Raw genomic sequence first — 13,463 nt, 5'->3', positions numbered from 1 at the left:
TCATTTTCTAATAATTTTGAAGCGTTGGTTTTAATTTAAGATTTAATGAGAAAAGTATATACCATAGGAGATTGCGTTCTGGATCTGTTTTTTGAAGATGATAAACCTGTAGAGGCTAGACCTGGAGGTTCGTTTTTAAATTCATCAGTTAGTTTGGGACGATTGGGAATTAAAGTTTCCTTGATCAGCGAATTGGGAGAAGATCGAGTTGGAATGCAAATTATCAAGTTTCTTGAGCAGAATGCAGTCGATACTCAGAATATATCAAGGTTTACTGATACTAACTCTAACTTAGCACTGGCTTTTCTCGATGAATACAGAAATGCGGACTATGCGTTTTATAAAACTCGTGCAGGAAAGAAATCCTGTATTCAGTTTCCTGATGACGTAAAAAAAGATGATGTAATACTTTTTGGTTCGTTTTTGGCGATAAAGGAAGAATTTAGATCTGATTTGGTTGGTTTTCTAAAATCTTGTAAAGAGAAGGGAGCTATAATTATTTACGATCCCAATTTTAGAGCACAACACTTGCCATTATTAAAAGATGTACTTCCATTCATTAAGGAGAATATGGCATTGGCTGATATTATAAAGGCTTCTAATGAAGATTTTGAGTTGATATGTGGAGTAAAATCTGCAAGAGAAGCGAAGGGGTGGTTAAAGGAGGTTTCTTCAGCTGTGTTTATGTATACAGCTAATAAAAATGGAGTGTCTGTATATGCAGATAAGTTATATTCTTTTGAAGTGCCACAAATTCAACCTGTAAGCACTGTAGGAGCAGGAGACACCTTTAATGCTGCCATTGCTTACTTTATTGTTATCGCCAATATTGGTAAAAAGGATATTGAATTTTTATCACAAGAACAAATACAGGAAATGGTGGAGTTTGCAGTTTGTTGTTCTCAACATGTATGCATGAGTTTTGATAATTTTGTTGCGCCCGAGTTTGTGAGTAAACTAAAGAAATAAAAACACCCTTCCTGGACAGGGAAGGGTGAATTAACTACATACAATTTACTGAATACAATTCTCCGGACGGGAGATATTGTTACTCCTTAATTCCACCTTTCGGAAAAAGGTGACCATTGTATGAAGATTAATTTTATTCTTTTATATGAACAGCTTTAAAAACCATGTCAACTTAAGTTTTTAGGGGGCTAACCTTCTTGTTTTCCAATGGCTATTTTCTAAGAAATACTCAATTCTATCGTTTAAACGGTTACTTCTGCCTTGCCAAAACTCAAATAAATCTGGAATTAATATGTAGCCACCCCAAAAGTCAGGTTTTGGAAAATCACCTTCGTGTTTGTTCTTGAAATCAGAATATAAATTGTCTAGAAACGCTCTGTTTTTGATTTTTTGGCTTTGTGGTGAGATGGCAGCAGCAATTCTACTTCCCACAGGCCTATCATAAAAATATTCATTGGATTTAGCTAGGTCTACTTTTTCGATTTTCCCCTCTATACGGATTTGTTGTTCCAGTTCAGGCCAGAAAAACACCATTGAGGCATAAGGATTGTGTTTCAAATCATCTCCTTTTCTGCTTTTGTAGTTGGTGAAGAAACAAAATCCTTTTTCATTGAAATCTTTTAGCAGAAGGATTCTTCCCGATGGCCTTCCAACTTTTGATACAGTAGATAAAGTCATTGCATTGGCATCTGGGATTTGATGTTCCAATGCATTCTTGAACCAATGCTCGAATTGTACGAAAGGATCTTCGTGCATATCCTTTTTGCGCAATTCCTTTTGATTGTATTCGTGGCGTATTTTCTTAAAATCTTCTTTCATATTCAGAATTATTTTACATGCCAGGTTCCATTAAAATATTAGGTTCTATGGTCAAACCGGTGTAATTGAAATAGTAATGTCCACCTTTTTCAGGGAACTGCATTCCTTGTTCATCTTTGGCATCAGCATTGGCAACACCAACGTGAGCAAATAGTATTTTTGCCTTGTGTTTGTCTGCGTGCTTAATAATCTCTTCAGCTGCAATCGGTGTCAGAGAACCTATATCTGGGTAGGTACTGGTTTTTACTACGATAAAGTGCATTTCACCATCCTTTTCCGCTAATATTTGTGGATTTTTTTCAAACTCAATGTTTACTGACAATACCTTGAATTCGTTCTTGATATGTTTATATACCCACTTAATCCCCAACTCGTGAAGTTCTTCTCCATTTAATCGTTTTGTATTCATCCTTTAGATCTATTCATTCTAATTGCGAATATCTTCTTTAATTAAAACAATTCCAAATAGTTTTCTTAATGCAAAAAGTTTATAAGGTATACTCTAGTCAATATAAATATGATTATTTTGGAGTATTTCATTAAAATGATCTTGTATATAAGATGTCTGATGTGTGTAGAAAATTTTGCTTTATTGCTCTGATTGCTTTCTTGGTTTTTAATTGTGATTTGAAAGCACAGGTAGAACTCAAAGTTAGTTATGACTTACTTGACGAGAGTCAAGAGAAAGATGCCTTTATTGAACACTGGAAAACTGTAATCACTTTTGAAAGGTCTAAAAATGGGGGGATGCCTATAGTGAAAGAGACTGACTTGTGTCGAGTTGTTCCCCTGCAAAATAACTCGGTAATGAGACACTATTTTGTTAGCTCTCACAAACAAATCACACATTACAAGTTCTATACCAGCTCGGGACGAAAAAGCATAAAACCAGTGATAGGAGATAGTAATACACCAGGGGTTTTTCAGAGCGATAGCAAATATTATTACTTTTCAAGAAATATCAAACCAAGCGACCAGTATGGGAAGTTTGAAGTGAAAAGTACTATCGACGACTTGCGTTTTTATACAAGAGCCTACATGGCAGATATGAAATTGTTCACAGCGAAAAGAGAAGTTGAAATATTGGTTCCTGCCTGGTTGGATATGCAGGTGAAATTATATCATGCTGATCATATAGATCTAACATGTGAAGTAGATTCACTACCTGAAGGGGATATTCTTTATCGTTATATTGGCGGAAATCTAAACGCTCCTTTCCAATCTGATTATTTTCCTGGTTATGCAAATGTGCATCCGCATCTTCTTTTTTTATACAATAGGTATAGAACAGAGAATGGAGAGTGGAAACCTATTTTGAAGCATGTAGACCAGTTGTATAAATGGTATAAGGAAATGAGAGGGCCAGAGCAATACGATTTAGAAAAGTTTAAAGCGATTAGCTCGGAGGTGGTTTCTGGTGCTACAAATCAACATGATAGCATTAAAAAGGTTTTTTACTGGGTTCAGGATAAAATAAGATACATTGCTTTTGAACAAGGGATAGATGGTTTTCGTCCGCAAAATGCCTTATCCGTTTATGAGAACAAATATGGCGATTGCAAAGGGATGTCAAATTTGTTGAAAGCCATGCTTACTAGCCTTGGATATGATGCACGTTTGGCATGGTTAGGCACCCAGGATTTGCCCTATACATATAAAGAGCCTTCCGTTGCAGTTGATAATCATATGATTTGTGTGCTTTATCAGGGCAAAAGAAAATATTATTTGGATGCCACTGAAAAGTATTTGAAGTTGGGGGAAACGGCAAGCAGGATTAATGGCAAGGAAATCCTTATAGAAAATGGAAACTCTTTTGTAATTGATACGGTTAGAAGGAGTACTGAAGATATTTCCAGTGAAACTTATCACTATGAACTGAAATTGAGTGGAAATGATTTGAGGGGTAAAATGAAATTTCAACTGCAGGGGGAGGCAAAAAGGCATTTTTATATGAGATTGTCACAATTCTCAAGATCGGATCAAGAGAAGAATGTTAGAGAACTAATGTGTCAGGAAGATAATTTACTTATGGATTCCCTTAGTGCATTGCCAGCGACTTTTGACAGAGATTCAAATTTGAATTTGACAGGAAGAATACTAAAAAACAATGCTTTAAAACAAATTGAAGATGAGCGATATATTGGAATTGCCAATTTAATGCCTGAAATCAATTTTGATATAGATACTTCTAAAAGTAGACATGTAAGGTTTTCTCAAGTCATAAACCAATTGAATGAGACGACCTTGGAAATTCCAGATTCTATGAAGTTGTGCTATTTACCAAAGCCATTGTTTTTTGAATTTGACAATGCTTTTTACAGGATGGAATACCTGTTGGATGGTAATTTGGTAAAGTATAAATCTCATTTGTATATTCCTTATAAAATCTACAAACAGGAACAAATAAAAGATCTGGCAAAATTGTTTGACTACCAGCATAAATCAAGAAAACAGAAAATTATATTGAAGAAAAAAATAGATGAAGCGAACATGACTAAATAATTATAAAACCCATAGGGAATACTTGTATAATCTATCGCAGGTTAGACATCCCATGTTCTTAAAGTGAAAAAATAAATACATGAAAATGAAGAATATCATACTATTTGGATTAGCATTGATTTCGATGGTTGGAATGTCATATGGACAAACTGACTCGCTGCGTGCTGAGCAATTAAGAAATCAATTTTGGGAGAACAGATCGGAGCCGTGGACGAAAACCGACATCCCTGAAAAATGGAAGGATGAATCAGCTGTTATTCTGAATAAGGAAACCTACTACTGGGTGAAGAAAACACCTCTGTTATCGTTTTTGGAAGAGCGCTATCATACCCACAAAAGAATAAAAGTAATAGATGATAAGGCCATAGAAAGTTATTCGGAGTTTACATTTGCTGAGAGTCAAAAATACTACAGCCTATTCTGGGGATCTACTAATCTTCATTACTATTATGGTATTAAGGTGATAAAGGCTGATGGGAGTGAGGAAATAGTGGAAGATTCAGATAAAATTAATACACAGGTAAAGCACCGAAATAGGAAGGTGGGCTATCAAAAAATAGCCATACCTAACTTGGAAAAAGGAGATGTGATTGACTACTATTATTGTATGGAACGAAGGTTTCCAATGGATCAATTCTATATGTTTGATCCGGTACGATATTTTCTAAATGACAATCATCCAATTGTAAGGCAGGAACTGACTTTGGAAATCGCCCGAAAATGCTACCTGAATTGCAGGTCGGTTAATGATGCTCCTTTGATGGAAGAAATAGATACGGATGTATCAAAGGCTGTTAAATATCATTTGGTTGATGAAGGGAGAGAGAAGTTTGAGAATGAAATTTTGGCTTTTCCTTATTCTGAGCTTCCATGCATAAAATTTCAAGCTTTTTTCCCTGGTGGTGCTTTTGCATACTCAATGCCATATGCTGAATTTTTGGGAGAGAGATTAAAAATGAAAAATACTGCCTATCCTCAAGGCTTGGCAAAGCTGGCAAAGTCTGTAAATACTGCTGGAGCAGGTACTTTTTATCCTGCATTGAAGGAGTACATTATCTCAAAGTATGGAAAAGGAAGGCCTAAGAATGTAGAAAAACTCGTTCATGATGTCTATTTCTTTTTACGAGAGTATTGGTGTCAGCAGCAGTTTTTTGTGAAGAATCAAAGGACCAATTATTACAATTGGTTTACGATGTATAGCACGGTTGGTGGTATTAGTAGAATTTTAAAAATGTATGGGATAAAACACGACTTGTTGTACATTATGCCAAAGTATATTGGAGAAGTGGATGATTTGCTTTTCCTGGATGAGTTAAATATAGGTTTACATGTGAAGGGAGTGGAGGAGCCTATACTAATTACAAAGATAAATCCATACAGCCTGCCATCGGAAATATCTGACTTGCTAAGTGGTGTAAAAGCATATGCAGTGCCATCCATCGGGGAAAATCCAGTTGTTTCGACATATACTTTTCCAGAATTAAAAAGTGAGAATGAAGAAAATATTGTATCCAAACTAAAATTCGATCCGGAAAATGAAACTTTAAGAATTGAGTCGGAATTTATAATTACAGGTTCTTCAAAATTAGAGTGGGATACATTGGTGATGACCAATAAGGTATTTTTCGACGAGTTTAAGACTGACAAGTATGGTAAATTCATAAAAGACAGGGATAGGAGAAGAAAACCAGAGCAATTAAGGGCTTTTAATGAAAAGTTGGGAGTAAGGTTTGCTGATGAACAGAAAAAGAGAACAGAAAGTCTTGAAAAATATTTACAAGAGTTTTATGGAATTCAAAACTGTAAAGTGATTGATTTTAAGTTGATTTCATCGGGGCGTTGGGCTAACTCTCCATCGCTTAACTTTAAAGTTACTTGGGAGAGCTCTTCCTATGTTTCTCAGTTTGGAGAAAGAAGCTTGGTGAGTGTAGGTAGATTCATGAAAAAGCCATTGGGCGAAGAATTTTTGCAAAAGGATCGTATGCTAGATGTTCATTTTAAAAATAAGGAGGCGATATTGTATGAGCTTGAACTTGAGTTACCCGAAGGTTTTGATGTGAAAGGAATCAAGGAACTGAAAAACAGTTGGGAGGATGATTGTTTTTATATCAAGTCAGACAGTGAGAAACAGGCCAATATGGTGATTATACATTTTGAAGTTGGCATCAAAAAAAGTCATTTGCCAGTGGAAGAATGGGATAAAGTCCGCAATTTTTTTGCAAAGATCTCAAATCTGTGTGAAAAGCAAATCGTCATTCAAAAAAGGCAGGATAATACAGTTACTCAAGAATAAGAAATCAGAGCCGACACTTGTCGGCTCTGTTAGTTTTAGTCTATTTTGTAGGTTACAGGATTATATAGATCTATTTTTTAAGGATAAAGATACGCGTGGCAATCAACACAGGAGTAGTCTTTCCAATCGCTGCCAATATCAACCGGATGCTTAAACTCCAGGCTTTTTCCGGAAACAGCAAACTGTAATGAATCTATTTTACCTTGCGATGTGATGGTGTGGCAGAGGTTGCAATCTTTTGAAATGACGCGACCTTCATCGGTTGCATGCATGTTATCGTGGCAACGAAAACATCCTTGCGATTCCATATGACTTTTATGATCGGGGTAAACATCCCAGCGCACTTTCATGGCAGGAAAATTATTATTGTGATAGGCCATTTTAATTCCCTCAATTGCTTGATCAATACCTTCTTTAAAAGTTTCAGAAAGCTTAGGGGATTTGTCCTTATAGAAATTTAATACTGTCTGTTCTATAATAAGGTTGGCACTATCTTTCGTACTGTATGGTGATTTTAAAGCTTCCATTGCAGCCATTTTTATGAAAGGAATATTATTATTGATACTGCTGTCAGCTAAGGCTATATCAATAAAATCAGGGGGAGAGAGGTATACGTGTGATGGGCGATTGTGGCAGTCCATACAATCCATGGTACGAAGTTTTGCATCGGCATAAAATGTAGAGTCTGGTTCCATCATTTGGTCTTTGTAGATGTGTTCTTCACCTGTTTTTAGGTTTGTATACTTCACCCATTGTATGAATTCATTTTTCTCATCTGCCGACATGAATTCTATTTTTATATCAGGGTTGATATGCCAGTGAATTCCTTCAGAAAGTTGTTGAGTGTGGTGATCGGGACCAGTTTTCATTAAAAGTTGAATGTTCCATTCTGTATTCAGACTGTCGGTAAGGAAACTTTTTTGAAATTTGGTTCGTTTTGAGTAGAATTTCTCTGGCCAATGACAATGCTCACAAGTTTCTTGAGCAGGACGTAAATTGGCAATTGGTGTAGGAATGGGACGGGGGTATTGGTCAGAGATAACGGCATAAACCTGATACAAACCACTTAATTTTGAGCGAACAAACCAATCGGCCCCTTCTCCTACATGACATTCAACACAGGCAACCCTGGCATGTGCAGACTGCTGGTAAGTTACATATTCTGGTTCCATTACTTCGTGACAGAGTGTGCCGCAAAATGCTACGGATTCACTGTAAACAAATGCCTCATAGCTACCAATGGATGAAAGAAAAAGAAAAATGAAACTGATGATGACAAAAAGCGAAAATGCATTTCTATGTTTCTGATCGTTTAGATCAACTCTGGGCCATCTTTGTGTTCCTGTAATGAATTCGAGCTTACTTCGTTTTCTAATTTGCAGTATCATGCCGATAGGAATCAATATCATTCCAATAACCATGATAACCGGAAGAACTATATAGATGATTAATCCCATATAGGAACTTCCTTGATCGAAGATTACAGAGATTACAAAAAAGAATACGATAAGAAAAAAGGCAATTGACGCAATACTTGCTCCCAGAACCGAAGTCCAATTGTAAAAAGATTTAGGTAGTTTCATTTTGAAGAGATTAGTTTACTGTAATTTATTTAAATCCGTGATATTATGCAATTTATAGAGCTAGTTTAAATTTAATATTGGTAAAAATAAGCAGCTTTAAAGAGGGGGTCATGGAATTTAAATATATTTAAGGAGCTTTAGTTCCACTTTCCGAACTGTTGCTGGAATTGTCTTTATGTTTTTTAATTCTCTTGGTATAGTACAGTGAAACTCCTAACGAAATACCTGCTAAGAAGAAAAAGGCTATTACCCGGTATCCCAACTCCAGATGCGCCAGATCAACGAATAAAAGATATACAACAGTGGTAAATAGCGTGCAGATTGCCAACCATCGGTATTTGAAGTTTTTAAGTAATATACTTGCCAAAAAGAACAATCCTGCAGTTGCTGTCCAGGAAAGAGTAGTGTACTCTTGGGGGATAGCATGGTATAGGCCGTAAAGCATCATTGTTAAGAGTGCTCCCAGGTACATGTTACGCATAAGATCTGTTCGTAAACTTAGACGTTCCTTCTTCCAATTGAGGATACGTGCGGAACCAAATGAAACTAGTGCAAAGGTAAAGCTGATCATTCCGGTAGGATTTTTATAAGCTAAATAACTTATTAGAATCCCTAGGAATAATATTGTATTGACAATGGTAATTAATCTGGATTTAAACCAAAGTGCTATCGAAACCACTAGCAAACTTTGCAAAGCAAGCCATAAAAAAGTGTTGGGGAGTTGAGAATAACCATAAACGGATACACTTAATGCCATGAAACCAAAACAAGCATAGAAAGACATTTCAAATTGATTACTTTCCATGGATTTCAGGATAACTGAAAAGATCAGGGATAGAAATGCGAGTATTCCAAAAATTCCAATGTAATTATCATGGTAAAAGAAGACTACATTCATCACCAGCATAAAAGTGAAGCATATTCCATTCCAGATCAGTAGAAGAATAAACAGATTGTCTGAGATGAGTAGCTTTCTTCTTAGTGGAGCAATTAATGAATAGACTCCAAAATAGCACAACAAATAAAGGAGATTAAATCCATGACTGCTTATCTGCCTTAGAGGATGTCCCATTATTGGATTCCCTAACAAAAAAGACAAATGGGAAAAATAAACCAGGAATAGAAATAGTAAAAAAATGTGCCACCAGGAATATCGAATTAGAAAAAATAATGTAATGCAAGAAATAAAAAGCAGTAAAGAGAACTGAAGTGGCAATGACTCAGAGAAGACAGCAGTTAAAAGACACAGAAGTATGCCCATGCCTCCGTAAAGTTTTGACTGTTTTTTTATGGCAAGATAAATTTGAATTCCAGATATAATCAGCAGCAGAGAAATAACAATCCAAGATTGTGAGATAACAGGTTGGGGAGTAAAAAAATGTAATAATAAACTTACGTAGTACAGAAGCAGGTGTGCACTAAGTTGAAGCATAAAAGACAAATGAGAGAAGTTCTTTCTGAGCACATGAGATAAGGCGAACACACACAGAACAGAAAAATATCCAATTAGACTTGAAACAATAGGATAACCTATGTTTTTTGAATAGTTCATTAAAAATATAATCCCTATTAAAAGAACGACACTTCCTAACCAGGCCAGACCAAATTCTCCGACCTTGAATTCAATACCATTTTCATCCTGTTCAATTCCCGAAGGAGAGGCTTTTTTCTTGGAAAAATCAGAAGAGGAAGGAGATAATTCATCTTTCCTAAACTGTAATTTTACCAGGTATTCTTCAATTCTTGAAATCCGTTGTTCTATCGATTGTATTCTCTTAAGCAATGAATCATTGTCAGAACGATTAGGTTGATTCGATTGAGCCATAATTTGATCCCTCCAAGCTTGAATGTAATTCTATATTATCTGCTTTGGCAACGTAGGATGATAAGTTGATGTGTTCTATGTCATATCTGCTATATCATTGCATTCGGAATGAAGAAAAAAGTCCTCATTCCTTTTTTAGAGTTCGCATATAATTGATTAGTAGCCAACGCTCCTCTTCCTTATGGATTTTCTTCTCGAAATTCGGCATTTCATCTCTTCCAATAAAAGATTTAAAATACAGTTCCCCGTCCTTTTGCTTCTGAAAATCCTGAAGAGAAAAATCAGGTACGGCAGACTTAAGTCGTTTGGCTTTTACTCCGTCACCAAGGCCCTGCTTGCCGTGACAGGAACTGCAGTGAATTTTGTATAAGGTTTTTCCTACAAATTTCGTGTCTACTTTGTTGGCATAAGGATTCTTGAGATTTATATACTTACCTGGTACCTTCCATTCTTTAGCTTGGTATTCAATCCAAGCGAGAGACAATGCTGAAAGCAGAAGAATTAATAATACGTTGATTTGATTTTTCATAGTATTGTTTTTAAAAGTTGTGTAGATTTTTGTTTCGAATTCATTTATTGTCGGAACTTTTATCACGTCCGGTTTTTTTAACTGAGGCAGATTCCTCTTTGTAGATCATATATAGTTGGAAGAGAATGTAACCAATTATTCCCCATACAACCAATAGAATAGAGTTTACAAGCAGGATGAGACTCATTGGGGCATTTGCCCTGGCGGCCCACAAACTTCTTTTATTTTGCTGCTCATCAATTACCAGTGGTATTCCCCAAGAGAGGGTTTTTTGTATGGTAGTATCCCGATAGGGTGGAGTATCTTCAATTTTAACCAATAGGATGACATTTCCATCAGTGTCTCCAGGAAGATCTGATGGGAATTCGACTTCCACTTTCCCCAACTCATCGGTTGTATTAAAAACACTGCCAATGGGTAGAAGGCTAAAGCTTCTTTGTACGTAAAAATATAGATCGATTCCTGATACAGGAGCGCCCATATACTGAGGATGCTGTTCCTGTACAATTGCAGTAATTAGTTTCACGGAATCCGTATCGGAAAAGAAAAGCTCAATTTTAGTTCCCCTGTCCTGTGCGATCACTTCCGTAATGAAACCCAAAATGAAAATTACAATAGCAAGCCTTTTTATGACTTGATACAGTGCACCTATAATGGGGTGGAGTTTATTTGTTTGATGTCTCATTGTCTGCAATTTTGGATGATCGATTGTTTATGGATTCTGTGATTGGTATAACAGGAAAAATTTTCATCATTAAACCTACCATAAGTATTACGCCGGCGAAGGTGGCAAATGTGATCGCCCACTCTTCCCAGGTGGGATAATAATGGTGGTAGGATTCGTCCACATCCTGAATTGGTAAGTAAGGGTGTTGTAAAGATGGAATTACAATTAAAAACCTCTTCAGCCATGCACCCAAAAGCACCATGAAAGAAACCAGTAGCATGATAAGTGGCCTTCTTCCTCGTCGGAAAAGTAAGATGATGATAGGAAGAATCAGACCTATAATCTGAACAAACCAGTAAAGGGCAGCATATTTCCCTGAGAAAAGTTCTGTAACGTGCTCTCCTTCCACCCCTACCATTTTAAAGGCGGGCCCCAGGTATTCATTAATATTGAAGTACAAATAGACAAGAGATAACATTACCAGGATTTTTCCCATTTTGTCGAAATGTTCTTGTGTTAGATAGGTCTGAAGGTGGAAATTCCTTCGGACAAAGTACATGGCAATTACAATGACCGCCGCTCCAAGCATAAAAGCCCCGGAAACAAAATAGGGCCCCAGGTTGGTGCTGTCCCAACCCGGACGCCATGTAGTGGCAAATAGCCAGGATGTTATGGTGTGGATGGCAAAAGCTACTGGAATGACCATTATTTCCAAAATGGAGGAGGCCTTTTTTAGCCTTTTTTGTTGCCTAGGACTGCCTTTCCAATTCAATGAAATAGCTTTATAAAGTCTTTTTTTCCAGGAAGGGATACCATTTAGCTGATCCCTGCAAATGGCTAAATCGGGAAGAAGAGGTAGTAATAATAAAAGAATACTGATTACCAGATAGGTAATGATAACAATAACATCCCAGATGATTGGGGATTGGATGCGAGCATGCGTAATAACATAGAAAAAACGGTCGGGGCGCCCCATGTCCACAATAATAATAATACTTGCACAAATGATAGAGGCTACTGCTACCATTTCAGCAATCCGTGTTAAAGGATACGACCATTTTGCATTGGCAAGCTTAAGAATGGAACTGATTAAAGAGCCAACCAAACTTACTGCTACAAAAAATACGAAGTTGGATATGTAAATTCCCCACGAAGTATAATCTCGCATTGCTGTAACAATTAAACCATGTTTAAGCTGTCTGTAGTATGCGAAAATTCCGAAAGCAATGACTATCGATAATACCAGCATAAGAAGTTTGAAATTTCGTCCTGACTTGAGAATAGGAGTTGTCAAATCATTCAAAATTTGTTGGTTTTCTTTGGTTTTATGAATTGATTCCATAGAGTTTGGGAGGATTTTGTATTTATTCTTTAAATGGGAAAAGTCGATCAACTGGAGGGAGATAGTAAACATTTGGCTCAGTACCGAGTTCTTCCAGATATCGGTAACCTGCCTTGTCTTTTAAGAGTTTACTCAAACGAACGGTATCAACACCATTGGTAACAGCATCTTCATTGGCATCTCCAAAATATAAAACCCCGTTTGGACATGCTGTAATACATGGCGGCAGCTTTCCCTCACGTAAAAGATCCGGACAGAAGTCACATTTTTCAACTGTCCCAACCTGGCTTGGTGTGCTTGTTTCAGGAGAATAATGAGCGTGCTTACTATTGCCAATAGGCTTTGGTTTTCCCCAGTTAAAAACCCTGGCAGAGTAGGGACAGGCAGCCATGCAGAATCGGCAACCAATACACAGCTGATTATCGATTAGAACAATACCATCAGACCGTTTGAATGTAGCACCAACCGGACAAACTTTAACACAAGGTGGATTATCACATTGAAAACATTTTTTTGGCATCCAGTATGGGGATGACTGTGGATTATCCTGAATCTTGAGTACCTTGATAAATGGGCGATCTGGTGGCAGATTGTGATGTGCTTCACAGGCTTTGATGCATTCTCTTGCATTTTTACATTTTGCCAGATCAACTACCATAACAAATTTTTTTCCAGGAATTCCCTTACGCGATTCTTTGCTTGAAACAGGTTGATGGTGGTGAATCTCTTGCAGTTGATCGGCTTCCACTTCCATAAGTTTTCCTTCAGGTGTGAGTACTTTAATGGTTTGAGATGATTCCGTTTTTTTTGAGCAAGAGGAAAGAGGGAATGCTTGTACTCCAAGAAGTGTACTTACTCCAATTATTCCACTTGATTGTAAGAATTTTCGACGGCTTTTGTTCCTTTTATTTTGCATTTTCATATGTAAATGATT

At 36.7% G+C, this 13,463-nt stretch carries 11 protein-coding genes; 3 read left to right on the top strand and 8 right to left on the bottom strand.

Going from position 1 to position 13,463, the window contains the following annotated elements; genetic code table 11:
* Positions 1-45: 45 nt before the first annotated feature.
* Positions 46-969, top strand: a complete 924-nt coding sequence (locus M0051_RS01185; protein WP_306739721.1) for a PfkB family carbohydrate kinase — start codon at positions 46-48, stop codon at positions 967-969.
* A gap of 180 nt (positions 970-1,149) precedes the next feature.
* Here the strand turns inward: M0051_RS01185 and pdxH are convergent, their stop codons facing one another.
* On the bottom strand, positions 1,150-1,788 hold the full coding sequence (pdxH, locus tag M0051_RS01180) for a pyridoxamine 5'-phosphate oxidase (RefSeq protein WP_306739720.1): 639 nt from the start codon (positions 1,786-1,788) through the stop codon (positions 1,150-1,152).
* 13 nt (positions 1,789-1,801) lie between these two features.
* Positions 1,802-2,197, bottom strand: coding sequence for a hypothetical protein (locus M0051_RS01175; protein WP_306739719.1), 396 nt, complete (start codon positions 2,195-2,197; stop codon positions 1,802-1,804).
* A gap of 161 nt (positions 2,198-2,358) precedes the next feature.
* Between M0051_RS01175 and M0051_RS01170 the strand changes: the two genes are divergently transcribed.
* Both M0051_RS01170 and M0051_RS01165 read left to right on the top strand, forming a co-directional pair.
* Positions 2,359-4,290, top strand: a complete 1,932-nt coding sequence (locus M0051_RS01170; RefSeq protein WP_306739718.1) for a transglutaminase family protein — start codon at positions 2,359-2,361, stop codon at positions 4,288-4,290.
* An 85-nt stretch (positions 4,291-4,375) separates the two neighbouring features.
* Positions 4,376-6,583, top strand: coding sequence for a hypothetical protein (locus M0051_RS01165; protein ID WP_306739717.1), 2,208 nt, complete (start codon positions 4,376-4,378; stop codon positions 6,581-6,583).
* Between the two features lie 77 nt (positions 6,584-6,660).
* On the opposite strand, the gene M0051_RS01160 is transcribed toward M0051_RS01165, so the two are convergent.
* The 6 genes from M0051_RS01160 to M0051_RS01135 all read right to left on the bottom strand — a co-directional run bounded on the left by M0051_RS01160 (position 6,661) and on the right by M0051_RS01135 (position 13,451).
* The gene (locus tag M0051_RS01160; protein WP_306739716.1) at positions 6,661-8,166 is read right to left on the bottom strand and encodes a NapC/NirT family cytochrome c; all 1,506 of its coding nucleotides are present in this window, start codon (positions 8,164-8,166) and stop codon (positions 6,661-6,663) included.
* A 127-nt stretch (positions 8,167-8,293) separates the two neighbouring features.
* Positions 8,294-9,991, bottom strand: coding sequence for a hypothetical protein (locus M0051_RS01155; RefSeq protein WP_306739715.1), 1,698 nt, complete (start codon positions 9,989-9,991; stop codon positions 8,294-8,296).
* 124 nt (positions 9,992-10,115) lie between these two features.
* Complete coding sequence (locus tag M0051_RS01150; RefSeq protein WP_306739714.1) at positions 10,116-10,520, bottom strand: cytochrome c; 405 nt, start codon at positions 10,518-10,520, stop codon at positions 10,116-10,118.
* A 40-nt stretch (positions 10,521-10,560) separates the two neighbouring features.
* Positions 10,561-11,205: a hypothetical protein gene (locus M0051_RS01145; RefSeq protein ID WP_306739713.1), complete on the bottom strand. Its 645-nt coding sequence runs from the start codon at positions 11,203-11,205 to the stop codon at positions 10,561-10,563.
* Positions 11,186-12,436: an NrfD/PsrC family molybdoenzyme membrane anchor subunit gene (gene nrfD, locus M0051_RS01140; RefSeq protein WP_306739712.1), complete on the bottom strand. Its 1,251-nt coding sequence runs from the start codon at positions 12,434-12,436 to the stop codon at positions 11,186-11,188. Before nrfD ends, M0051_RS01145 begins: the two co-directional genes overlap by 20 nt.
* A 115-nt stretch (positions 12,437-12,551) precedes the next feature.
* On the bottom strand, positions 12,552-13,451 hold the full coding sequence (locus M0051_RS01135) for a 4Fe-4S dicluster domain-containing protein (protein ID WP_306739711.1): 900 nt from the start codon (positions 13,449-13,451) through the stop codon (positions 12,552-12,554).
* Between the last annotated feature and the right edge of the window lie 12 nt (positions 13,452-13,463).

The sequence above is a fragment of the Marinifilum sp. D714 genome (genome assembly GCF_030851345.1).
Taxonomy (GTDB): domain Bacteria; phylum Bacteroidota; class Bacteroidia; order Bacteroidales; family Marinifilaceae; genus Marinifilum.
This window is presented reverse-complemented; position numbering and strand designations above follow the sequence as displayed.